Genomic DNA, 25,133 nt, shown 5'->3' on the forward strand with positions numbered 1-25,133 from the left:
GTTAACTAGCCCGTTTGCCGGCATGTTCGATGGAACGTTTTCTAAGCCGCCTACGCGGCGGTTAACGGCTTAGATGCTAACTCTTTGTCTAATCAGCTTTTCTAAGCCGCCTACGCGGCGGTTAACCATTTTATAGCGACGGTGTTCAATCTCTTGTTTTTCTAAGCCGCCTACGCGGCGGTTAACTTGATATGTTTCTCTCACTAGTTGAAACTATTTTTCTAAGCCGCCTACGCGGCGGTTAACAAAAAATTGCGGGTTTTTTTATTTATATTAGTTTTCTAAGCCGCCTACGCGGCGGTTAACTATTTTTGATATAGAAATTTGTAAAAACTATTTTTCTAAGCCGCCTACGCGGCGGTTAACCTCTTCTTGCTAGATCGCATACATTGAGATGATTTCTAAGCCGCCTACGCGGCGGTTAACTATGTACTTTTGAGACTCTTGATGAGCATGAATTTCTAAGCCGCCTACGCGGCGGTTAACACGCGCGCACTGTTGTTGCGTCTCGTCGTCAATTTCTAAGCCGCCTACGCGGCGGTTAACAAAGAAAAATATAATGATGTTGAAGAATAAAATTTCTAAGCCGCCTACGCGGCGGTTAACTAAATATTCCGACTATTAATATCAATAGTTTTTTTCTAAGCCGCCTACGCGGCGGTTAACGTGGTGCGAGTGTCGCAGGATTTATATATAATTTTCTAAGCCGCCTACGCGGCGGTTAACTAGAATTTTATCAGATTAACTATTTGGTTTAAATAAAAAAATAATCTATTTAGCATAAAAGACCCTTTTTTAAAAGACTGTATTTTTTATAATAAAATCAATGCATTATAAATAAGCAAAATAAAAGGGGTAAATTAGGGTAGTGAGAAATTTTGATTTATAACTATAAAGAGGAAAATATAATTTGTATTAATAGTAATGATGATCAGTAAGATTAAGCTATCTAAACTTAATCTAAAAATATATTTGGCATACACAGAGAATGTGTGAACAAACTGTGAGCATAAGTCTATGCTTAAGTTAGTTTATTTATTTGTAAAATAGCGGCTAAATTAACCTTTATATATATATTATTGATAGATAACTATTACTCATCTCTATCTTAACCAAATAATTAAAATAGACCGTCGAATTTTATAACCACTAAACAAGAACGATTCCATGCTTATTTTAATCTTGGCTAGCTATTTTAATACCTTGATAAATCTTATTAATTGTCAGTCATATAATTTATTTTTATTTATAACTATTAGTATTACGAACTCAAAGCGACATTAATATACGTATAAAACTTTATGTACCAAAATTTATATTTTATTACATTAAGACAATTTATAGACAATAAAAAAGCCCCTATATAAGGGGCTCATTAAATCAAAGATGTTTATTGTTCATCTGCTGAGTTAAGTAATTCAGCTAAATTTGCTGTTGCTTCTTCAGCAGTGATAGTCTGAGCAACATCTGATTGTGTATCAGCTGGTGCAGTTAAATCACGCTGTTTACGGCGTACACGTTCTTTATGATACGCATAGCCCGTACCCGCTGGAATTAAACGACCTACAATTACGTTTTCTTTTAGACCACGTAATTCATCATTTTTTCCTGCTACCGCAGCTTCAGTTAGTACGCGTGTAGTCTCTTGGAACGATGCCGCTGAGATAAATGATTCAGTGGTAAGTGATGCTTTAGTAATACCTAATAGGTCATGCACATATTCCGCTGGCGCTTTACCTTGCGCTTCTAATTCACGATTAACAATTTTGATCCGCGCAACTTCAAGTTGCTCACCTTCAAGGAATCGTGAATCACCTGTATTAGTAATCGTTCCTTTACGTAACATCTGACGTACAATAACTTCAATATGTTTATCATTGATCTTAACGCCTTGTAAGCGATAAACTTCTTGTACTTCATTTACGATATAACGTGTTACGGCATTCACACCACGTAAACGTAAGATATCATGTGGTGACTCAGGTCCATCAGAAATCACATCACCGCGTTGAACGTGTTCACCTTCAAATACGTTAAGCTGACGCCATTTTGGAATCATCTCTTCGTAAGGATCACTACCATCAATTGGGCTGATAACTAAACGGCGTTTACCTTTTGTCTCTTTACCAAAGGAAACAATACCATCGATTTCAGCCAAGATCGCCGGCTCTTTCGGTTTACGTGCTTCAAATAAGTCTGCAACACGCGGTAGACCACCAGTAATATCTTTAGTACCTACAGATTCTTGTGGGATCCGTGCCAAAGTATCACCCGTGTTGATTTGCATTCCGTCTTCTAGCTGTACTAATGCTTTACCTGGTAAGAAATATTGTGCTGGCATTTCAGATCCCGTCACAAATACATCATTGCCTTTGGCATCAACAATTTTGATCGCTGGACGTAAATCTTTACCTAAACCAGTACGTTCCGCTACATCTAATACGGCAATTGAAGATAAACCCGTTAGTTCATCAGTTTGACGAGTTATCGTTTGACCATCAACCATATCAACGAAACGAATATATCCACTTACTTCAGAAATAACTGGCATAGTATGTGGATCCCAGTTAGCGATGGTTTCACCTGCATTTACCGCTGAACCGTCACCTTTTGATAATACCGAACCATAAGGGATTTTATAGGTCTCTTTCATGCGACCTAATTCGTCAATTACCGTTAATTCAGAATTACGTGATGTAATCACTAATTTCTTATCGGAATTAATAACGTATTTCGCATTGGTTAATTTGATATTACCTTTATTACGGACCTGAATACTTGATTCTGCTGCTGCCCTTGACGCCGCACCACCGATATGGAACGTACGCATGGTTAACTGTGTACCTGGTTCACCGATTGATTGCGCTGCAATAACCCCAACCGCTTCACCTTTATTAATGATATGACCACGAGCAAGATCACGCCCATAACATTTTGCACATACACCGAAATCAGTATTACAGGATACGACAGAGCGTACTTTCACACTATCGATTAATTCTGCTTCTAATAGATCACAGAAATGTTCATCTAATAATGTATTACGTGGGATGAGAATATCCGCACTGCCTGGTTTTAATACATCTTCCGCCGTTACACGACCTAATACACGATCACGTAATGGTTCTTTAACATCCCCACCTTCAATAACTGGCGTCATTACAACCCCATCTAAGGTGCCACAGTCATCTTCAATGATAACTAAGTCTTGCGCTACATCAACTAAACGTCGAGTTAGGTAACCAGAGTTGGCTGTCTTAAGTGCGGTATCGGCCAAACCTTTACGTGCACCATGGGTAGAGATAAAGTATTGTAAAACGTTTAGACCTTCACGGAAGTTAGCTGTAATTGGTGTTTCGATGATCGAACCATCAGGTTTTGCCATTAGACCACGCATACCCGCTAACTGACGAATCTGTGCAGCCGAACCCCGCGCTCCAGAATCGGCCATCATATAAATGCTATTAAATGAGGCTTGTTTTTCTTGTTGGCCTTCGCGGTTAGTCACCATATCAGTGGATAAGTTATCCATCATTGCTTTAGCAACACGTTCATTGGCTGCCGCCCAAATATCGATAACTTTATTATAACGCTCACCTGCAGTGACTAAACCTGATTGGAACTGTTCTTGGATCTCTGCGACTTCCGCTTCCGCTTCATTAATGATTTCCGCTTTCTTCGATGGAATCACCATATCATCAATACCAACTGATACACCAGAACGCGCTGCATAAGCGAAACCAGTGTACATAATTTGGTCTGCTAAGATAACAGTCTGTTTCATTCCTAATTGGCGATAACATACGTTAAGCGTTTTAGAAATAGCTTTTTTACCTAATGCTTGGTTGATGATAGAGTACGGTAATCCTTTCGGAATAATTAACCATAAGATAGCACGGCCAACAGTCGTATCAATTAAACTGGTTTTTGCTTCCCAGTCTCCGGCACTATTTTTTGTATGTTCCGTAATTCGTACCTTAACGCGTGCATGTAACTCTGCTAAACCTAAACGATAAAGCTTTTCGGCTTCCTTCGGCCCATTTAACACCATGCCTTCGCCTTTGGCATTGATTTTATCCCGCGTCATATAGTAAAGACCCAATACCACGTCCTGAGAAGGAACGATAATTGGTTCACCACTTGCCGGTGATAAGATGTTATTCGTTGACATCATTAACGCACGAGCTTCAAGCTGAGCTTCTAAGGTTAAAGGTACGTGTACCGCCATCTGGTCACCATCGAAGTCGGCGTTAAAAGCAGCACAAACCAATGGGTGCAACTGAATCGCTTTACCTTCAATCAAAATAGGTTCAAATGCTTGAATACCTAAACGGTGAAGTGTTGGCGCACGGTTTAATAGTACCGGATGTTCGCGAATTACTTCATCTAAGATATCCCATACGATAGCATCTTCACGCTCAACCATTTTCTTAGCTGCTTTGATGGTTGTGGCATAACCACGGCGCTCTAATTTACCGTAAATAAATGGTTTAAATAGCTCTAATGCCATTTTTTTCGGTAAACCACATTGATGTAAACGTAAGTATGGACCTACAGTAATAACCGAACGACCAGAATAATCTACACGTTTACCAAGTAGATTCTGACGGAAACGACCTTGTTTACCTTTAATCATATCAGCTAATGATTTTAAAGGACGTTTGTTAGAGCCAGTAATCGCACGACCACGACGACCATTATCTAATAATGCATCAACAGATTCTTGTAACATTCGTTTTTCATTACGTACAATGATATCTGGTGCAGCTAAATCTAATAAACGTTTTAAACGGTTATTACGGTTGATCACTCGACGATAGAGATCATTAAGATCTGATGTGGCAAAACGGCCACCGTCAAGCGGTACTAAAGGTCTTAAATCTGGTGGTAATACCGGTAATACATTTAAGATCATCCATTCTGGTTTATTTTCAGATTGAATGAATGCTTCAATGATTTTAATCCGTTTAGTTAATTTTTTACGTTTAGTTTCTGAGTTAGTAATAGATAACTCTTCACGTAAAAGTTCACATTCTGCGTTAATGTCTAGATTACGTAATAGTGCCTGAATCGCTTCCGCACCCATACGCGCATCAAATTCATCACCAAATTCTTCTAACGCGTCAAGGTATTGCTCTTCAGTTAAGATTTGACCGCGTTCTAAATTAGTCATGCCACCATCAAGAACCATAAATGATTCAAAATAAAGCACGCGTTCAATATCACGTAATGGCATATCTAATAATAAACCAATACGAGAAGGTAATGATTTTAAAAACCATATATGCGCTGTTGGTGACGCAAGTTCAATATGACCCATACGTTCACGACGTACTTTAGTCTGTGTGACTTCAACGCCACACTTTTCACAGATTACACCGCGGTGTTTGAGACGCTTATATTTACCGCACAAACATTCATAATCTTTTACCGGCCCGAAGATACGAGCACAGAATAAACCATCACGTTCAGGTTTAAAAGTACGGTAGTTAATCGTTTCAGGTTTTTTAACCTCACCAAATGACCAAGAACGGATCATATCTGGCGACGCTAATCCAATTTTAATTGCATCAAACTCTTCTGTTTTAGTTTGTGCTTTTAGAAACTTTAATAAGTCTTTCACGAATTGGCTCCTGTGGAGTTAAACCAATTAGATAACTCATTGATTTTATTATAAATACAATGAGTTATCCATGTAAGTGGGTCTCACCCAGTATTTAGTTAGAATTACTCTTCATCTAACTCAATATTAATCCCTAACGAACGGATCTCTTTTAATAACACATTAAAGGATTCCGGAATCGCAGGTTCCATTTGATGATTGCCATCTACAATATTTTTGTACATTTTGGTACGACCGTTAACGTCATCCGATTTAACAGTTAACATTTCTTGTAAGGTATAAGCAGCACCGTAAGCTTCAAGTGCCCATACTTCCATCTCACCGAAACGCTGACCACCGAATTGCGCTTTACCACCAAGTGGTTGCTGAGTAACCAGACTATAAGAACCCGTTGAACGTGCATGCATTTTGTCATCAACTAAGTGATTCAATTTAAGCATGTACATATAACCTACAGTTACTGGACGCTCAAATTTTTCACCGGTACGACCATCATATAACGTAATTTGTCCTGATGTCGGAATATCGCCTAACTCAAGCAACGATTTGATTTCCGCTTCTTTAGCACCATCAAATACAGGCGAGGCAAGTGGCATACCATTACGCAAGTTACCAGCAAGTACCATAACTTCCTGATCACTAAAGGTTGATAAATCAACTTTTTGACCAACACCTAAACCAAGATCATAAGCTTTTTGGATAAATTCACGTAATTTTTTGATTTCAGCTTGCTGTTTCAGTAGGGCATCAATTTTGTTACCAATACCTTTCGCAGCCATACCTAAATGGGTTTCTAAAATCTGACCGATATTCATACGTGACGGTACACCCAGTGGGTTTAACACGATATCGACTGGCTGACCACTTTCATCATATGGCATATCTTCAATTGGGTTGATTTTTGAAATAACCCCTTTGTTACCATGACGACCAGCCATTTTATCACCTGGTTGAATTTGGCGTTTAACCGCAAGATAAACTTTAACAATTTTCAGTACGCCTGGTTGTAAATCATCCCCTTGGGTGATCTTCATCCGTTTCGCTTCCAGTTTCTTGTCAAACTCAGCTTTAATTTCATCGTACTGTTGAGCTAGCTGCTCTAACTGCTCTTGTTTTTCTTCGTCAACAACACCAAGCGTTAACCATTTATCACGCGATAATAGATCAAGTTTAGCCGCTTCAATGCCACCAGCAATTAATACTTCACGGATACGCGCAAATAAAGCCGCTTCTAGAATTTGACGTTCTTCAGTCAAATCTTTACGTACTTCTTTTAATTGCATATCTTCAATTTCAAGTGCGCGTTTATCTTTAACAACGCCATCACGCGTAAAGACTTGTACGTCAATGACTGTACCCGATACCCCATTTGGTACACGTAACGAAGTATCTTTTACATCCGATGCTTTTTCACCAAAAATTGCACGTAGTAATTTTTCTTCTGGTGTTAATTGTGTTTCACCTTTAGGCGTTACTTTACCCACCAGAATATCGCCGCCTTTGACTTCAGCACCGATATATACGATACCTGACTCATCGAGTTTCGATAACGCTGCTTCACCTACATTTGGAATATCGGCGGTAATCTCTTCAGCACCAAGCTTGGTATCACGAGATACACAAGATAACTCTTGAATATGGATTGAAGTGAAACGATCGTCTTGAACAACACGCTCAGAGACTAAAATCGAGTCCTCGAAGTTATAACCATTCCATGGCATAAATGCCACACGCATATTCTGACCTAAGGCTAATTCACCTAAATCGGTTGATGGACCATCAGCTAAGACATCACCGCGTTCCACTTTTTCATTTAAATCAACGCATGGTAACTGATTAATACATGTATTTTGGTTGGAACGCGTGTATTTAGTTAAACTATAGATATCAATACCCGCTTCACCGGCGTACATTTCATCTTCATTAACATTAATCACTATCCGTGATGCATCCACATACTGTACAGTACCACCACGTTTTGCTACAACGGTAACGCCGGAGTCAACAGCAACTGCTCGTTCCATACCGGTACCAACAAATGGTTTTTCTGCTTTTAATGTTGGGACTGCTTGACGTTGCATGTTCGCACCCATCAAGGCACGGTTAGCATCGTCATGTTCGAGGAATGGAATTAATGAAGCACCCACAGAAACGATCTGTTGGGTTGATACGTCCATATAGTTAATTTGGTCACGACTATGCAAACCAGATTCACCATTTAAACGGCAGGTAACTAAGTCTTCAGCAAAACGACCATTCTCATCTAAGTTTGAGTTAGCCTGAGCAATAACATAGCTGCTTTCATCAATCGCAGATAAATAATCAATCTCATCGGTGACAATACCATCAACCACTTTACGATATGGGGTTTCAAGGAAGCCATATTCATTGGTACGTGCATAGACCGCTAATGAGTTGATCAAACCGATGTTTGGACCTTCCGGTGTTTCGATTGGACATACGCGACCATAATGGGTTGGATGTACGTCTCGCACTTCAAAGCCCGCACGTTCACGTGTTAAACCACCTGGACCTAACGCGGAAATACGGCGTTTATGTGTAATTTCCGATAATGGATTATTCTGATCCATAAACTGTGATAACTGGCTTGAACCAAAGAACTCACGAATAGCCGCTGAAATTGGCTTAGCATTAATCATATCTTGTGGCATTAAGGAATCGAGATCACCAATAGATAGACGTTCTTTTACCGCACGTTCAACACGTACTAAACCAATACGGAATTGGTTTTCTGCCATTTCACCAACAGAACGGATACGACGATTACCTAAGTGGTCAATATCATCCACTTCGCCTTGCCCGTTACGGATATCAATTAATTTTTTCAGGACATCAACGATATCTTCACGAGATAATACGCTACCGCCCTCAGTCTCACTGCGTCCTAAAGAACGGTTAAACTTCATGCGACCAACCGCTGATAAATCGTAGCGCTCTTCAGAGAAGAACATATTATCAAATAATGATTCTGCTGCTTCTTTTGTTGGTGGTTCACCTGGGCGCATCATACGATAAATTTCAACTAATGCACTTAAACGATCGCTTGTTGGGTCATTACGCAATGTTTCTGAAATATATGGACCATGATCAAGATCATTAGTAAATAATGTCTCAATTCGCTTAAATCCTTCACTGCTTAATTGCGCTAATAACTCTAAAGTAATTGGTGTATTAGCTTGAGCGACGACTTCACCCGTAATTTCGCTTACATAATCTTTAGAAAGAATCTTACCGATAATATAGTCAACAGGCACATCTATTTTTGTTATTTCATCTTTTTCTAGTTGCCTAATATGACGTGCGGTAATACGGCGTCCTTTCTCGACATAAACTTTACCTTTAACTTCAATATCAAACTGAGCTGTTTCACCACGTAAACGTTCAGGAACTAATTCCATTTTCAGTTTATTTTTAGCCACTTCAAAAATGACTTTATCAAAGAAAAGATCCAAAATTTGTTGAGTGTCATAGCCTAATGCACGTAAAATTATTGTTGCCGATAATTTACGACGACGGTCAATACGCGCAAACAGGTTATCTTTCGGGTCAAATTCAAAATCAAGCCAAGAACCACGGTATGGGATAATACGTGCATTGTAAAGTACTTTACCTGATGAGTGCGTTTTACCCTTATCGCTATCAAAAAATACGCCAGGGCTACGATGTAACTGAGAAACAATAACACGCTCAGTACCATTAATAACAAAAGTACCGTTATCCGTCATTAACGGAATTTCACCCATGTAAACATCTTGTTCTTTAATGTCCTTAACCGTTCCTTCAGGCGCATCTTTATCATAAATGACCAGACGTAATTTTACACGTAATGGCGCAGAATAAGTAATACCACGAATCTGACACTCTTTTACATCAAAAACAGGTTCACCTAAGCGATAATTAACATACTGTAATTCTGCATTACCACTGTAACTTTTTATTGGAAAGATTGAACGGAACGCAGCTTCTAGACCATACTGGCCTTCGGGATCCTGCTCAATAAACTTCTGGAACGAATCAAGTTGAATAGAAAGAAGATAAGGTATATCCAGAACTTGTGGACGTTTACCAAAATTCTTACGAATTCGTTTTTTCTCGGTATAGGAATAAACCATTGGTTCCTCAACTTGCTGATCTGTGACCTAACATGCCCGAAGACAGGGTCATGCAATATTATAAAAATTATCAGAAATAGGAGTTAGACTCATTGATTTCACTATGTAAAATACTTAATTTCTGACACCTTATCGAAAATATGTTAAATATCAATTGATTAGGTTTTGATTTGATACATCCATTATACGATAATTTAGCCAAAATAGCATAAATTATAATGGTATATCCTTACAGCGCAAAAAGGCTGGTGATAAAAAACCACCAGCCATCAGCCCAAATTAGGCTGCAAATTTTAATACAAACTTATTTAAGTTCGACAGATGCACCAGCTTCTTCAAGTGCTTTCTTAAGTGCTTCAGCATCATCTTTGCTTGCTGCTTCTTTAACAGTTGCAGGTGCAGATTCAACAAGATCTTTCGCTTCTTTAAGACCAAGACCAGTTGCACCACGAACTGCTTTGATAACAGCAACTTTGTTACCGCCAGCAGCAGTTAATACAACGTCAAACTCAGTTTTTTCTTCAGCTGCTTCAGCTGGACCTGCTGCTGCTACAGCTACTGCTGCTGCTGCAGAAACACCAAATTTTTCTTCCATCATTGAAATTAATTCAACAACGTCCATTACTGACATTTCAGCAACTGCGTCTAAAATTTGCTCTTTAGTGATAGACATAATAAATATTCCTAAATTTACAAGTTATTTGTTTATTAATTAACACATCTAATCGCGATAATAAAGTGGCGACTAAGCCGCTTCTTTTTGATCGCGAATCGCTGCAATAGTACGAACCAATTTGCCTGCTGCGGCTTCTTTCATGGTTGACATTAAGCGAGCTAATGCTTCTTCGTAAGTTGGTAAAGTTGCTAAACGGTCAATATTGGCCGCCGTAATTAACTCACCTTCAAAGGCTGCTGCTTTAATCTCAAATTTGTCATTTCCTTTAGCAAACTCTTTAAATAAACGAGCTGCGGCACCTGGGTGCTCATTAGAAAATGCAATAAGAGTAGGACCAACAAACGTATCTTTTAAACACTCATAAGGTGTGCCTTCTACGATACGACGTAATAAAGTATTACGTACAACACGCATATAAACACCCGCTTCACGAGCAGATTTACGTAATGCTGTCATTTTTTCTACAGTTACGCCACGTGAGTCAGCAACAACTGCAGATAGCGCACCTTTGGCGATTTCATTAACTTCAGCAACAATTGCTTGTTTATCTTGAAGATTTAGTGCCATTGGTTTTACTCCTGGATTAAACTAGGCTTGCACCTAGACTCACTGTACTGACATGATCAGCAATCATAGCTAGATAACTAATCTTTATCAGCGTTATTACGGTGAGCAGAGATCCAGATTATTTCAATTATATCTATCAATTAAAATAACTATATGGTTCTGTCACCGTCTACGTAGGGAAATTAAGTAAAATTAGATAACACTAATCTTACACCTACGGTCTTGGACGGGGTCCGGAAAAGGACGGACGCCAACCTATTTATTTTCCTACTAAAGTAGGTTGAAAACTTAGTTAACTGTTGTCACTAAGCTATTTTGGTCAATCGCAACGCCAGCACCCATAGTGGTAGACAGGCTTACTTTCTTGACATAAACGCCTTTAGACGTAGAAGGTTTAGCTCGTTTTAATGCAACGATTAATGCTTCTAAGTTCTCTTTTAATTTATCTGCATCAAAGTCAACTTTACCGATAGTGGTATGGATAATACCATTTTTATCATTACGGTAGCGGACCTGACCTGCTTTGGCATTTTTCACTGCTTCAGCAACATTTGGCGTTACGGTACCCACTTTCGGGTTTGGCATTAAACCACGTGGACCAAGAATCTGACCTAATTGTCCAACGATACGCATTGCGTCTGGAGAGGCAATTACTACGTCAAAATTCATTTCGCCTTTTTTGATTTGTTCTGCAAGATCTTCCATACCAACTAATTCAGCACCAGCTTCTTTCGCTGCTTCAGCATTAGCGCCTTGAGTGAAGACCGCAACACGAACACTACGACCAGTACCGTGTGGAAGAACGATAGCACCACGGACATTTTGATCTGATTTACGTGCATCGATACCTAGGTTAACAGCAACATCAACACTTTCAACAAATTTCGCTGTTGCTAACTCTTTTAATAAAGTTACCGCTTCAGTAATTTCATACTGTTTAGTTGCATCAACTTTTTCGCGGATAAGTCTCGCTCGTTTGGTTAATTTAGCCATTCGATTATTCCTCCACTTCCAAGCCCATTGAACGTGCAGTACCTTCAATAGAACGCATCATTGATTCAATGGTCGCACCATTCATATCGGCTGCTTTCGTTTCAGCAATTTCACGAATTTGTGCTGAAGTTACTTTACCCACTTTCTTCTTATTAGGTTCACCAGAACCTGATTTGATTTTCGCTGCTTTTTTCAATAATACAGCGGCAGGTGGAGTTTTGATTTCAAAAGTGAATGAACGGTCCGCATAAACAGTAATAACTACTGGAGTAGGAAGACCTTTTTCTAGGCTTTCTGTACGCGCATTGAATGCTTTACAGAATTCCATGATATTAACACCATGTTGACCTAACGCAGGACCAACCGGTGGACTTGGATTTGCCGCACCAGCTGCAACTTGCAATTTAATGTAAGCTGTGACTTTTTTTGCCATTTGTCGTTTTCCTTATCTTGGGTACTATCGCCTCTGTTAAACCGATAACATACAGCTCCCCTAAGTTAATTGAGGGCAAAATTATGCTATAAAACTAATCAAATTGCAAGCTCAAGTTATCAATTAAATAACATTCATCTGTTATGCCATTTGATTTAACATTATCAAAAAAATTTTATTCATTATTAAATAATATTTTTCTATAGGTATAGATTATTTCCCAAAATAATAGTAATAAATAAAATAATATAGAAAATAATGATAGTTGCTAAATAGATCAATGTATATAACCAATAGGCGGCAAGATTGATTAATGCTTCTTTTATATTGCATATATCGTTGGTTTGAACTAATTGTTTAAAACTTCTACCCGATAAAAATAATTTCCAACCAGCAATAATCATAGGGATACCAAAAATAGCACTAATTATTCCTAGACATATAAAAACCCCACCGATGATACCGAAGACACCAAATACTTTTTGCACGGTACCAATAAACGACATTTTCTGAATTAATTGTTTATCTAAAACTAAATTATTTAAGTTATCTGTTATTTGTTGCATAATCGTTATTATTTCCTTGAATGATTAAATATTTGTAGCAAAAACTATCATACTACTGGTCTCTAAAAATAAAAAATTATTTGTTCAAAAAACAATCTAACCTTAAAAACCGTTGTAAAATAGTAATAACTGGCTTAAATAAACGTATAGAATTAACCTAAAGATACCCAATCTTATAAATAGTCTCTTTTCCTAAAATCGGACTTTATCACGCCCAGACGTTTTTACTATTAAGTAACGTGGAAGCAAACATTGATAAATTATTATGAATAAACCAACAATACAAATAATCATTATGCTTTATATAATCGACTGATTTTTTAAATGACACAGAAAAAATAAGCTAATGAAGCTCAATAACAGCTGTTGTTTATTTACTAAATAACGATTTACGGGTTAATGCTAAATATTAACCCGTTAAATTTAATCTATATATGATATGGAATTAACAAGACCATTTTTAGAATAAGTCACTTATCCCAAGAATATATTTTTAATCTAAATTTAAATACCTAATTTAGACCAAATCTCATCAATATGTGCTACAACTTTAGGATCTTTTTCTATAATAGTTCCCCACTCTCTAGTGGTTTCCCCTTGCCATTTGTTGGTCGCATCTAAACCCATTTTTGAGCCTAAACCAGCTATAGGTGAAGCAAAATCCAAATAATCAATCGGCGTATTGTCAATAAAGGTTGTATCTCTACGCGGATCCATTCTTGTTGAGATCGCCCACATCACATCTTTCCAATCACGCGCGTTGATATCATCATCACATATAATCACAAATTTCGTATACATAAATTGGCGTAAATAAGACCAAACCCCCATCATCACTCGTTTAGCATGCCCAGGATACTGTTTTTTTATGGTCACAATGGCGATACGGTAAGAACAGCCTTCCGGTGGTAAATAAAAATCGACGATTTCTGGAAATTGTTTCTGCAAAATAGGAATGAACACTTCATTTAATGCTAGTCCCAATATAGAAGGCTCATCAGGTGGTCTACCAGTATAAGTCGAATGATAAATGGCGTCTTGGCGCTGAGTAATATGGGTAATAGTCATTACATGAAATTGTTCTACTTCATTATAATAACCAGTATGATCGCCATAAGGACCTTCTTTCGCCATTTCTGTTGGATCAATGTATCCTTCTAATACAATTTCGGCACTAGCTGGCACGTCTAATTCACAAGAAAGCGCTTGTACTACTTCCGTTCTTTTGCCTCGTAATAATCCAGCAAAAGCGTATTCAGATAAAGTATCAGGTACTGGCGTTACTGCGCCTAAAATTGTCGCAGGATCTGCGCCTAAAGCCACAACCACAGGAAAACGTTCACCCGGATGAGCATGTTGCCACTCTTGAAAATCAAGGGCCCCACCACGATGGGATAACCAACGCATAATAAGTTTGTTCCTTGCTAATTTTTGTAGGCGATAGACCCCTAGATTTTGCCGTTCTTTATTTGGTCCTTTAGTAATTGTTAAACCCCAAGTAACTAGCGGTGCAACATCACCTGACCAACAATGCATAATGGGTATTTGATCTAAATCGACCTCTTCATCAACAAAACAACGGGCTTGACAAGGTGCTGAGGTACGCTTTTTTACTGGCATATTCAAGACTTGCTTATATTTTGGTAATACACCTAAAAATTGTCTTACCCCTTTTGGTGGTTCAGGCTCACGCAGAAATGCCAATAAATGTCCAATATCACGCAAAGCAGATATATCTTGTTGCCCCATAGCCAAAGCAACACGCCGCGTCGTACCAAATAAATTACATAGCACAGGCATTTGATAACCGATAGGATTCATAAATAGTAATGCTGGACCTTCTTTACGTAGTACACGATCAGCAATTTCCGTCATTTCTAAATACGGATCAACGGGGTAAGTAATACGTTTTAGTTCACCGATGGATTCAAGATAATCGATAAAATCCCTTAAATCTGCATATTTCATTGTTTAATGTATCCTATTTTACGATATAGCTCAGTATACACTGATTTCAATGGTAAGATAAACGCAGAGAATTGCTAGACTAAATAAGTGATATTTATCTAAAAACAGAAATATTATCCCTATGATTGCGCATCACTCCAAATTAGGGGATAAATTTTAACTAATAAAATCAATTGGTTACATTTTTTACCCTTAATTGATTTTATTGTTTTTTTTGTTAAAATAGGTCGCCTTGAATTTATGATATATTCACTTGATCTTCATAGTCTATGACGTAAGCATAATTAGTAATATTGAGATAATCATGGCAAATAAGATATTTCCAATCGATAATGACCAGTTACTACAATATGGTAAAGAATTATTAGCATTGGAACTTTATGAGGCAACTAAATTACCAGACCGACTGGGAGAAGATTTTATTACTGCCTGTCGCCTTATTTTAGCTACCAAAGGTAAAGTCGTGGTATCTGGTATTGGTAAATCTGGACATATTGGTAGAAAGATTGCTGCCTCCTTAGCTAGCACTGGAACGCCATCATTTTTTATGCACCCATCAGAAGCACTACATGGTGATTTAGGTATGGTTGAAAAAAATGACGTAGCACTGCTTATCTCTTATTCGGGTCGAGCTAAAGAATTTAATCTTATTTTACCTTTATTAGCGGCAATGGAAGTGCCTATTATAGCTATCACGGGTAATAAAAATTCACCATTAGCGCATGCTGCTCAAGCCGTACTTGATATTAGTATAGAAAAAGAAGCGTGCCCCATGGGGCTGGCTCCAACCAGTAGTTCAACCAATACCTTATTAATGGGCGATGCGTTAGCGATTACCTTAATGCGGGCAAAACAGTTTGATGAACACGATTTTGCCCGTTCGCACCCAGCTGGTAGCCTTGGTGCAAAATTACTGATTCAAGTAAAAGATGTCATGCGCACTGGTGACCAAATTCCACGTATTTCACCAAAGGCAACTGTCTTTGATGCTATGCTAGAATTAAGCCGCACCGGTCTTGGTTTAGTCATGATTTGCGATGATAAAAATCATATCTTAGGCGTCTTTACTGATGGTGATTTACGTCGTTTATTGCTAAAAAATGGCACGTTACAAGATGCGATTACCCAAGTGATGATCTCACCAGGATACCGATTACCAGAAGATTGGAAAGCGGTTGAAGCCCTTAAAAATTTACATGATCATAATATTAGTGCAGCCCCCGTCGTTAATCATCACGACGAATTGATCGGAGCGCTAAATATCTATGATTTACACCAATCAGGTATTGGTTAGTTGTTAATGCATTGACTAATAACGTAAAAACACCTAAAACGTAAAACCAATGATATTACAACAAAAGTATATAAAAAGAGAAATTAGCATCATCAGAATGGGAATAGTAACAACGATTTGCAATAATATTTCAATAATGCGCGTTTTAATTCAGCAATTTGGTATTTCTTACTTGCCAAATAGCCGCAACTATTGAGATAATTATTGACTTAAATTTTGTTCTTTTCCGATGGGGACTAAAAATAACAGGCTTATAGAATTCTATAAGAGAAATACATTAACCAACAAAATGACGATACCACAATGGCAGAGAAACGAAATATTTTTCTTATTGGCCCGATGGGGGCAGGTAAAAGTACTATTGGTAAGCAAATTGCACAACAATTAGCGATGGAATTTTTTGATTCTGACCAAGAAATTGAAAAAAGAACTGGTGCTGATATTGCATGGATATTTGATTTAGAAGGCGAAGAAGGTTTTCGTATTCGCGAAGAAAAAGTCATCAATGAGCTAACCGAAAAACAAGGGGTTGTTTTGGCCACGGGTGGTGGTTCAGTGCTATCTAAAGACACCAGAAATAAATTATCTGCAAGGGGAATTGTTGTTTATCTTGAAACGACAATTGAAAAGCAGATGGCGCGGACTCAGAAAGATAAACGACGCCCATTATTACAAGGTGGCAATGCGCCACGTGAACGTTACGAAGAAATGGCAAAACAACGAAATCCATTATATGAAGAAATAGCCGATATAATAATTAAAACTGATGAGCAAAGTGCTAAAAGTATGGCTAATTATATTATTGAACAAATAGATCAAATCTAGGTTATCTTAAATATGTCAATAATATTTTTTGATTCTTTTGCTTTGATCTTTAATGTATAAGGAGTATGTACGCTATGAGCGATTTACATCCAGAAACAATGCAATCCCCAAAAGATAAGCTATTATTTGCCAACGAAAGAAAAAAACGTTTAAGACTGACTAATCAATTTAATAGAACAACGATGATTCTAGTCTTGATTATCGCCGTTTTATTACTTTTAATCAGTTTCTTACTTTTCCGTACCCCTGATACGGCAGATAGTAATGGCATGAATCGTCATCAAACTGGCAATCAATATCAAACAAATAGAATTGAAAGCAGATATACAGGTCAGACAAATCAAAATAACTCAGAATTCACGACAGATCCAAGTTACTCTGATTTATCTGATTATGAGATGAATGGTCGTTCGCTCAACATTGATGGGCAAGAAATTTCTCGTACGCCGACAGAATCAGCGCGTGGACAAAGTGATAACAAGTCACAGCTAGTTATTCCAGGCGAAATTGTTGATGAATTTGACAGCAGACAACGCAAAGAATTCATTAATAATCAAATGGATGCAAAATCCTACTTTAACGAATTGCCATTAGCGAATAATCTCGACACCAAGCATTATACTATTCAGTTAATTGGTTCATCGTCACTACCTAGCATATTAGATTTTGCAAAGAAAAATCGTGTTACGAACTACCAAATCTATGAGACTCGTCGCTATGACAAGATCTGGTTTGTGCTAATCAAAGGCAATTATCCGACTAAAGGGGATGCGCTAGAAGCACTTAATGCGCTTCCTGATGAGTTAAAAACCAATGGACCATGGGTAAGAATGGGTGAAGCCATACTTAAAGATAAGTTATAGGAGCTGATGTCTGATTCATGGTTAAGTTACACATATTACCACATTGGGGTGCCTTTTGAAAAAAAGCCGGGCTTTTCTAAAGTGGGCGGGAGGAAAATACACTTTAATTGAGAAAATACGTTATCATCTGCCAGAAGGGGAAACATTAATAGAGCCTTTTGTTGGCGCAGGGTCGGTGTTTCTAAACACCGACTATGAACGTTATATTTTGGCAGATATTAACCAAGATCTTATTTCATTATTTAAGACGATTAAACACACACCGCAAAAATTTATTAATGATGCTAAGCTGCTGTTTACCGCCAATAATAATCAAGAAAGTGCATTTTATCAATTTAGACAATTGTTCAATCAAAGTAAGGATCCTTATCAACGATCATTACTTTTTCTATACTTAAATCGCCACTGTTTTAATGGATTATGCCGCTATAATAATAGCGGTGAATTTAATGTCCCCTTTGGCAAATATCAAAAAATTTATTTTCCTGAAAAGGAGATTATTTTCTTTTCCGAAAAAGCAAAAAAAGCAAAATTTATTTGTGCCAATTATCACAAAGTAATGAAACAGGCCAAAAAAGGGTCGGTAATTTACTGTGATCCCCCTTATGAGCCATTAACCTATAGTGCCAATTTCACGACGTACTATAAAAATGGTTTCAATCAGCAGGACCAAAAAAGATTAGCGATATTAGCAGAAAAAATTGCTGCCAAATCAAGCATACCGGTACTTATTTCCAATCACGATACGGAAAATACCCGTGAATGGTATAAAAAAGCGAAAATCCATCATGTAGAGACACGACGCTCCATCAGTTGCTATGGACAAAGTAGAAAAAAAATCCAAGAGTTACTCGTGCTATATCAATAATCAAGGCATACTAAGATACTGAGTCATCAGATAGAGGTATACTCATGAAAAATTATTTAATTGCTCCTTCGATTCTCTCTGCCGATTTTGCCCGACTGGGTGAAGAAACAGCTAAGGTACTTGCCGCGGGTGCTGATGTTATTCATTTTGATGTTATGGATAATCATTATGTACCAAATTTAACCATGGGTCCTATGTTCTGTCAGGCATTACGTGATTATGGCATTACCGCGCCTATTGATGTTCATCTAATGGTCTCCCCCGTTGATGATTTAATCCATGCGTTTGCCAAAGCTGGTGCGACACACATTTCCTTTCATCCCGATGCAACAACGCATGTTAATCGATCCATTCAATTAATTCATGATCAAGGTTGCACCGCGGGTATTGTTTTAAACCCAGCAACCCCTTTAAATCACCTCGATTACCTTATGGATGATATTGATTTGATTTTATTAATGAGTGTCAACCCCGGATTTGGAGGACAAGCATTTATACCTAATACGCTAACCAAATTAAAACAAGTACATCAGTTAATTGATCAAAGTGGACGCGCTATCCGCTTAGAAGTTGACGGGGGCGTAAAAGTAACTAATATTGCTGAAATTGCCAAAGCAGGGGCCGATATGTTTGTTGCTGGATCGGCTATTTTTGATGCCGCCGATTATCAACAAGTGATTCAGCAAATGCGCCATCAACTTAGCCAAATAACCGCATAAATTTCACACCTGACAAGGAAGAATATATGAATTCACACGCTAAATCATTTGAGGATATTCAGGCGATCGCCTTTGATTTAGATGGTACGTTAGTCGATAGTGTACCAGGGCTAGCAAAAGCTATGCAACTCACCTTAGCAGATCTTGCTTTACCCACCGTCACCGATGAACAAATAAAAACGTGGGTGGGGAATGGTATTGATAAATTAATTGAACGGGCACTTAACGCAGTAAAAGCGCCTTTATCACTACAAGCAGAAGCGCAAACTCATTTTCACCAACATTATCGTCAACATATTGATAGTGGTACACGGTTGTTTCCAGGTGTTAAACAAACACTACAAACATTAAAAGACAATGGTTATCCGATAGCATTAGTCACCAATAAAGCCGCCAAATTTTTACCTGACTTATTGGCATCGCTCGAAATTCAAGACTATTTTAATCTTGTTTTAGGCGAAGGTGACGTGATCAAACTCAAACCCCATCCGGCTCCCCTTTACTTAGTTATGGCAACTTTTGGCATATATAGTGATCAACTGCTTTTTATTGGCGACTCGCGCAACGATATTCGCGCAGCGAAAAATGCCCAGTGCCCAACTATTGGCATGAGTTATGGTTATAATTATGGTGAACCAATTAGCTATACCCATCCCGATGTGATTTGTGATAAATTCACGGAGATTTTATCCTATTTATCCTTACCCAAACCGGCAGCAAAAAAATAATTTAAAACAGTAATAACGACAACCAAACGAGATGAAATAAAGGTCTAATTATGAGTAAACCTATTGTATTTAGTGGCGCACAGCCTTCTGGTGAACTAACGATTGGTAACTATTTAGGTGCATTGCGCCAATGGGTTAAGTTACAAGACGAATATGATTGTATCTATTGCATTGTTAACCAACATGCCATTACGGTTAGACAAGATCCAGAAAAACTACGTCAAGCAACGCTTGATACTCTTGCTCTCTATCTCGCTTGCGGTATCGATCCAGAAAAGAGTACCATCTTTGTTCAGTCTCATGTACCTGAACACGCCCAATTAGGGTGGATCCTTAACTGCTATACCTACTTTGGCGAGTTAAGCCGTATGACACAATTTAAAGATAAATCTGCACGCCACGCTGAAAACATCAATGCTGGGCTATTCGATTATCCAGTATTAATGGCTGCGGATATTTTACTTTATCAAACCAGTCAAGTTCCGGTAGGCGAAGATCAAAAACAACATCTTGAACTAGCCCGTAATATTGCTGCACGTTTTAATAGTTTATATGGTGATATTTTTAAAGTCCCTGAACCCTTTATCCCCACATCAGGTGCTCGAGTGATGTCATTACAAGATCCAACCAAAAAAATGTCAAAATCGGATGATAATCGTAATAATGTGATTGGTTTACTTGAAGAGTTAAAATCAGTAGAAAAAAAATTCAAGCGTGCTGTTACCGACTCGGATGAACCACCTATCGTACGTTATGATGTTAAAAATAAACCAGGGATTGCTAATCTATTAGATATTCTTTCTGGTGTCACCAATAAAAGTATTAGCCAATTAGAACAAGAATTTGAAGGCAAAATGTATGGCCATCTAAAAACCGAAGTTGCTCATCAAGTAACGCAAATGTTATCTGAATTACAGCTCCGTTATCTACAATTTAGAAATGATGAGGCTTACCTAGCGCAAGTGATGCATAAAGGGGCGCAAAAAGCCCGTACTAGAGCGCAAGCGACACTAAACAAAGTCTATGATGCTATTGGTTTTATTCGTTAATTAATCACCAAACCTAAAGGGAAGAAAGCAGGAACGGATATGAAGATTATTATTCTCGGTGCTGGACACACAGGAAGTGCCCTCGCTGAATATTTGGTGACAGATAGCAGTAATAATATTACCGTCATTGATGAAGATCAGCAGCGTTTACAAGCATTACAAGAACGATTTGATCTTCAAGTTATCCATGGCAAAGCCTCTTATCCACAAATTCTAAGCGATGCTGGTGCTAAAGATGCTGATATGCTGGTTGCCGTCACCAATTGCGATGAAACAAATATGATTGCTTGTCAGTTAGGAAATGGTCTGTTTCATATTCCACAAAAAGTCGCGCGGATTCGAGCGGCTGAATACAATGACGACGATTATCCTCTATTTAATTCAGATATTATTGCTATCGATCATATTATTTCGCCAGAAAAAATGATTACCAAAAGTATTTATAAGCTTATTCAATATCCTGGTACCTTACAAGTTGTTATGTTTCATCATAAACAAGTCGCGCTTGCTGTAGTTAAAGCCTATTATGGTGGCGCACTGGTCGGCGATGAACTTTCAGCGCTTAAGGCTCATTTACCGTTGCTTGATGCGCGTATTGTGGCGATCTATCGACAAGATAGATTTATCCGCCCTATTGGTTCAACCATTATTGAAGCAGGCGATGAAATCTATTTTATTACTATCCCTAATAACATCAAAGCGATAACAAATGAATTACAACGTTTAGAAAAACCTTATAAACGTATTATTATTAGTGGTGGGGGAAGTATCGGTTTAGCGCTCGCCAAGCATTTAGAAAATGATTACCAAGTTAAACTAATCGAACAGAATCGTCAAAAAGCCGAATTTATTGCCGAACAATTAGCCAATACCACGGTATTGCATGGCGAATCATCGGATCAAGAGTTACTACTACAGGAACAAATAGAAGATACCGATCTATTTGTAGCGGTCACTAGCGATGACGAAAGCAATATTATGTCAGCCATGCTAGCGAAACGTATGGGGGCTAAAAAAGTTATTGTCTTGATCCAACGACAAGCTTATTTAGCCTTAATTAGTGATAGCGTAATTGATATTACCCTCTCTGCTCAACATGCAACCATTTCAGCCTTACTTCGACACATTCGGCAATCCGATATCATTAGCATTACCGCATTAAGGCATGGGATTGCCGAAGCCATTGAAATTGTTGCTCACGGTGATGATCAGACCTCAAAAGTCGTTGGTCGCCCCCTGTCTGAAATTCGCCTACCAGGTGCGGCAACCATTGGCGCAATTATACGTAATAATGATGTCCTAATTGCTAACGATGATATTCGCATAGAAGATAACGATCACATTCTGGTCTTTTTACCTGATCGCAAATATGTCAACGATATTGAAAGATTATTCAAAACCAGATAATAAGTTAACGAGGTTATAAAATAAAGCCAGATCAACTGGCTTTATTTCGTTATCGTTTTCAACGATTATTTTGACTCACTCATACCCTCATTCAATAACTGTTGTAACTGTTCCTGAATATCAAACCACGCCATCTCTACTGCTTCTAATGCCGCTTTATGCTGGCTTTGCTGCTGAATTAACACCGTTAGTGCCTGTTTTTGCTCTGCTTGATAAAGATTATTATCCGCCAAGCGTTGTTCAATATCTGCTAATTCATCCGTTAATTGAGCCATCTGCTTTTCTAGCTTAGCAATAGTTTTATTTAATGGCTGAGCCCGTGCGCGTATCTGCGCATCTATCTGTCTTTGCTGTTTACGATCAACTTTAGTATTGATCGATTTAACCTCAACTGAAGCTATACTAGCAAACTCCTTTTGTTGATTAGCTAACCAATCTTGATAATCATCTAAATCACCCGCAAATGGGATAACTTGCTTATTATCAACTAAATAAAATTCATCGGTCACTGATCGTAATAAATGACGATCGTGCGATACCACCACCAATGCCCCTTGAAAATCAATCAAAGCTTCGGTTAATGCTTGACGCATATCCAAGTCTAAATGGTTGGTCGGTTCATCTAGTAATAATAAATTAGGTTTTTGCCACACAATCAACGCTAATACTAATCGCGCTTTTTCTCCCCCAGAAAAAGCACCTGTTGCTTGTAATACTTTATCACCGCGAAAATCAAAGCCCCCTAAATAATTACGCAATTGCTGCTCTGTGGTTTGAGGTGTAGCCAAGCGTGCTAAATGCCAAAGCGGTGACTCATCCGTTCGCAGGGTCTCTAATTGGTGTTGAGCAAAATAACCTAGCTTAACCCCTTTTGCCAGACTCACTTCGCCACTTAACGCAGCTAATTCGCCGGCTAATAACTTAATTAACGTCGATTTACCCGCGCCATTACGTCCTAACAAACCAATACGTGAACCGGGAACTAAATTTAACTTAATTTTCTCAAGTATAACGTTACTCTCATAACCAGCGACAACATCGCTCATTTTTAATAATGGATTGGGCAAATCATCAGGTGGACTAAATTCAAAATGAAAAGGATTATCGACATGCGCAGGGGCAATATACGCCATACGCTCCAACATTTTAATGCGGCTCTGCGCCTGTTTGGCTTTCGTCGCCTTAGCGCGAAAACGATCTATATAGTTTTGTAAATGGGCCACCTTTTGTTGCTGATGTTCATAAAGCGACTGCTGCTGAGCCAATTTTGTGACGCGTTGCCGTTCAAAATCACTGTAATTACCTGTATATTCAAAAATAGTTTGTTGTTCAATATGAATAATACGATTCACTAAAGGATCTAAAAAATCACGATCATGAGAAATTAACAATAATGTACCCGTATAACTTTTTAACCAACGCTCCAACCACATAACCGCATCTAAATCCAAATGGTTGGTCGGCTCATCTAATAACAGTAAATCCGAACGACATAACAGCGCCTGCGCCAAATTCAACCGCATACGCCAGCCACCGGAAAACGCTTTAACAGGTAAGGTAAATTGTTGTTCAGTAAAACCAAGACCATGCAAAAGAACGGCTGCTCTGGACTGAATTGTCCAAGCATCGATAGTATCCAATTGACTATGAATAGCGGCAATCTGATAACCATCATTACGCGCATTGGCGTCAGCTAACTGCTGCTCTAATTGCCGATATTGCCTATCGCCATCGATGACATAATCGATAGCGGACATAGCTAACGCTGGGGTTTCTTGATTAACCCAGGCTAATTGCCAATGTGCAGGAATCGTCAAACTACCGGCATCCGTCGTCATTTCACCTTTTATTAACGAAAATAGTGTTGATTTACCACAGCCATTTTTACCCACTAAGCCAACTTTCTGTCCTGGGTTAATCGTCGCACTTGCTTTTTCTAAGAGCAGATTAACGCCACGTCTTAGAGCTATCCCTGAAAAAACAATCATATTCTTCTATCTATACATTGAGTAAAAATGCCGTTATGTTAACGGAAATTTTCCCTATTGACGAGGATTTGCGCCTATATAATCATTAAAAACAAGATCATTAATGGACAAAAAAGCATAACAACACAGAAATTTATGTCACCAAGATTACTGAGATTTATTAATTGCAGAAAATCTTTGTTATAGCCAATATGATTGTTCAAGCTATAAGTGTCACACTCTAGTAACCAAAATTCACAATAGGTATAGCGATTTATCGTCGCAGGCAGGTTGTCTGGCCCGTCTTTAAAGCCAACTAACCAGAGCAGATAGTAGAAATAGTATTGGGAATATTGAGCAAAACGGTGACCAGTAGCGCCTCATAGTGCTGTTGGCCCTACTTTAGACATTCCGCTTCTCGCTGGCTATCAAGTAATTTGGTATATCTACAGTT

General features: G+C 38.3%; 17 protein-coding genes and 1 CRISPR repeat array. Of the genes, 8 read left to right on the plus strand and 9 right to left on the minus strand.

The annotated features are described in order from the left end of the window. The first annotated feature begins 37 nt into the window (after window positions 1-37). Window positions 38-726: direct repeats of the CRISPR family, unit length 29 nt; unit sequence TTTTCTAAGCCGCCTACGCGGCGGTTAAC. A gap of 664 nt (window positions 727-1,390) precedes the next feature. The 8 genes from rpoC to ubiD form a co-directional block, all read right to left on the minus strand. Further along, entirely contained in the window at window positions 1,391-5,623 is a 4,233-nt protein-coding gene (gene rpoC / locus O970_RS00405) for a DNA-directed RNA polymerase subunit beta' (protein WP_024495220.1), read from the minus strand. Between the two features lie 104 nt (window positions 5,624-5,727). Then, window positions 5,728-9,756, minus strand: coding sequence for a DNA-directed RNA polymerase subunit beta (gene rpoB, locus O970_RS00410; protein WP_024495221.1), 4,029 nt, complete (start codon window positions 9,754-9,756; stop codon window positions 5,728-5,730). Between the two features lie 304 nt (window positions 9,757-10,060). After that, the gene (gene rplL, locus O970_RS00415; protein ID WP_024495222.1) at window positions 10,061-10,429 is read right to left on the minus strand and encodes a 50S ribosomal protein L7/L12; all 369 of its coding nucleotides are present in this window, start codon (window positions 10,427-10,429) and stop codon (window positions 10,061-10,063) included. A gap of 72 nt (window positions 10,430-10,501) precedes the next feature. Further along, complete coding sequence (gene rplJ / locus O970_RS00420; protein ID WP_024495223.1) at window positions 10,502-10,999, minus strand: 50S ribosomal protein L10; 498 nt, start codon at window positions 10,997-10,999, stop codon at window positions 10,502-10,504. 288 nt (window positions 11,000-11,287) lie between these two features. Continuing rightward, entirely contained in the window at window positions 11,288-11,992 is a 705-nt protein-coding gene (gene rplA, locus O970_RS00425) for a 50S ribosomal protein L1 (RefSeq protein WP_024495224.1), read from the minus strand. Window positions 11,993-11,996: 4 nt separating this feature from the next. Then, window positions 11,997-12,425, minus strand: coding sequence for a 50S ribosomal protein L11 (gene rplK, locus O970_RS00430; protein WP_024495225.1), 429 nt, complete (start codon window positions 12,423-12,425; stop codon window positions 11,997-11,999). Between the two features lie 200 nt (window positions 12,426-12,625). Then, window positions 12,626-12,991: a DUF5362 family protein gene (locus tag O970_RS00435; protein ID WP_024495226.1), complete on the minus strand. Its 366-nt coding sequence runs from the start codon at window positions 12,989-12,991 to the stop codon at window positions 12,626-12,628. 504 nt (window positions 12,992-13,495) lie between these two features. Further along, complete coding sequence (gene ubiD, locus O970_RS00440; RefSeq protein ID WP_024495227.1) at window positions 13,496-14,959, minus strand: 4-hydroxy-3-polyprenylbenzoate decarboxylase; 1,464 nt, start codon at window positions 14,957-14,959, stop codon at window positions 13,496-13,498. 304 nt (window positions 14,960-15,263) lie between these two features. Between ubiD and gutQ the strand changes: the two genes are divergently transcribed. The 8 genes from gutQ (at window position 15,264) to trkA (ending at window position 22,712) form a co-directional block, all read left to right on the plus strand. Continuing rightward, window positions 15,264-16,253 (plus strand): arabinose-5-phosphate isomerase GutQ, encoded by a 990-nt coding sequence (gene gutQ, locus O970_RS00445; protein ID WP_105291824.1) that lies wholly within the window; start codon window positions 15,264-15,266, stop codon window positions 16,251-16,253. Between the two features lie 303 nt (window positions 16,254-16,556). Continuing rightward, a complete protein-coding gene (gene aroK, locus O970_RS00450; RefSeq protein ID WP_024495229.1) occupies window positions 16,557-17,078 on the plus strand; it encodes a shikimate kinase AroK in 522 nt (173 codons plus the stop codon). A 74-nt stretch (window positions 17,079-17,152) separates the two neighbouring features. Continuing rightward, window positions 17,153-17,941, plus strand: coding sequence for an SPOR domain-containing protein (locus tag O970_RS00455; protein ID WP_024495230.1), 789 nt, complete (start codon window positions 17,153-17,155; stop codon window positions 17,939-17,941). A gap of 55 nt (window positions 17,942-17,996) precedes the next feature. Next, the gene (locus O970_RS00460) at window positions 17,997-18,809 is read left to right on the plus strand and encodes a Dam family site-specific DNA-(adenine-N6)-methyltransferase (RefSeq protein ID WP_024495231.1); all 813 of its coding nucleotides are present in this window, start codon (window positions 17,997-17,999) and stop codon (window positions 18,807-18,809) included. 44 nt (window positions 18,810-18,853) lie between these two features. After that, window positions 18,854-19,528 (plus strand): ribulose-phosphate 3-epimerase, encoded by a 675-nt coding sequence (rpe, locus tag O970_RS00465; protein ID WP_024495232.1) that lies wholly within the window; start codon window positions 18,854-18,856, stop codon window positions 19,526-19,528. A 26-nt stretch (window positions 19,529-19,554) separates the two neighbouring features. Next, the gene (locus tag O970_RS00470) at window positions 19,555-20,256 is read left to right on the plus strand and encodes a phosphoglycolate phosphatase (RefSeq protein WP_024495233.1); all 702 of its coding nucleotides are present in this window, start codon (window positions 19,555-19,557) and stop codon (window positions 20,254-20,256) included. Window positions 20,257-20,306: 50 nt separating this feature from the next. Next, window positions 20,307-21,305 carry a tryptophan--tRNA ligase gene (gene trpS, locus O970_RS00475; RefSeq protein ID WP_024495234.1) on the plus strand — a complete coding sequence of 333 codons (999 nt, stop codon included), beginning with the start codon at window positions 20,307-20,309 and terminating at the stop codon, window positions 21,303-21,305. Between the two features lie 39 nt (window positions 21,306-21,344). Further along, window positions 21,345-22,712: a Trk system potassium transporter TrkA gene (gene trkA / locus O970_RS00480; RefSeq protein WP_024495235.1), complete on the plus strand. Its 1,368-nt coding sequence runs from the start codon at window positions 21,345-21,347 to the stop codon at window positions 22,710-22,712. Between the two features lie 65 nt (window positions 22,713-22,777). On the opposite strand, the gene O970_RS00485 is transcribed toward trkA, so the two are convergent. Next, complete coding sequence (locus O970_RS00485; protein WP_024495236.1) at window positions 22,778-24,700, minus strand: ABC transporter ATP-binding protein; 1,923 nt, start codon at window positions 24,698-24,700, stop codon at window positions 22,778-22,780. Window positions 24,701-25,133: the final 433 nt, after the last annotated feature.

It is taken from the genome of Candidatus Schmidhempelia bombi str. Bimp (assembly GCF_000471645.3).
In the GTDB taxonomy this organism is placed as follows: Bacteria; Pseudomonadota; Gammaproteobacteria; order Enterobacterales; family Orbaceae; genus Utexia; species Utexia bombi.

What these genes read in the sequence shown, in the direction of transcription:
- rpoB (WP_024495221.1), bottom strand. Translation starts at nt 9,756, where the DNA reads ATGGTTTATTCCTATACCGAGAAAAAACGAATTCGTAAGAATTTTGGT.
- rplL (WP_024495222.1), bottom strand. Translation starts at nt 10,429, where the DNA reads ATGTCTATCACTAAAGAGCAAATTTTAGACGCAGTTGCTGAAATGTCA.
- rplJ (WP_024495223.1), bottom strand. Translation starts at nt 10,999, where the DNA reads ATGGCACTAAATCTTCAAGATAAACAAGCAATTGTTGCTGAAGTTAAT.
- rplA (WP_024495224.1), bottom strand. Translation starts at nt 11,992, where the DNA reads ATGGCTAAATTAACCAAACGAGCGAGACTTATCCGCGAAAAAGTTGAT.
- rplK (WP_024495225.1), bottom strand. Translation starts at nt 12,425, where the DNA reads ATGGCAAAAAAAGTCACAGCTTACATTAAATTGCAAGTTGCAGCTGGT.
- O970_RS00435 (WP_024495226.1), bottom strand. Translation starts at nt 12,991, where the DNA reads ATGCAACAAATAACAGATAACTTAAATAATTTAGTTTTAGATAAACAA.
- ubiD (WP_024495227.1), bottom strand. Translation starts at nt 14,959, where the DNA reads ATGAAATATGCAGATTTAAGGGATTTTATCGATTATCTTGAATCCATC.
- gutQ (WP_105291824.1), top strand. Translation starts at nt 15,264, where the DNA reads ATGGCAAATAAGATATTTCCAATCGATAATGACCAGTTACTACAATAT.
- aroK (WP_024495229.1), top strand. Translation starts at nt 16,557, where the DNA reads ATGGCAGAGAAACGAAATATTTTTCTTATTGGCCCGATGGGGGCAGGT.
- O970_RS00455 (WP_024495230.1), top strand. Translation starts at nt 17,153, where the DNA reads ATGAGCGATTTACATCCAGAAACAATGCAATCCCCAAAAGATAAGCTA.
- rpe (WP_024495232.1), top strand. Translation starts at nt 18,854, where the DNA reads ATGAAAAATTATTTAATTGCTCCTTCGATTCTCTCTGCCGATTTTGCC.
- O970_RS00470 (WP_024495233.1), top strand. Translation starts at nt 19,555, where the DNA reads ATGAATTCACACGCTAAATCATTTGAGGATATTCAGGCGATCGCCTTT.
- trpS (WP_024495234.1), top strand. Translation starts at nt 20,307, where the DNA reads ATGAGTAAACCTATTGTATTTAGTGGCGCACAGCCTTCTGGTGAACTA.
- trkA (WP_024495235.1), top strand. Translation starts at nt 21,345, where the DNA reads ATGAAGATTATTATTCTCGGTGCTGGACACACAGGAAGTGCCCTCGCT.
- O970_RS00485 (WP_024495236.1), bottom strand. Translation starts at nt 24,700, where the DNA reads ATGATTGTTTTTTCAGGGATAGCTCTAAGACGTGGCGTTAATCTGCTC.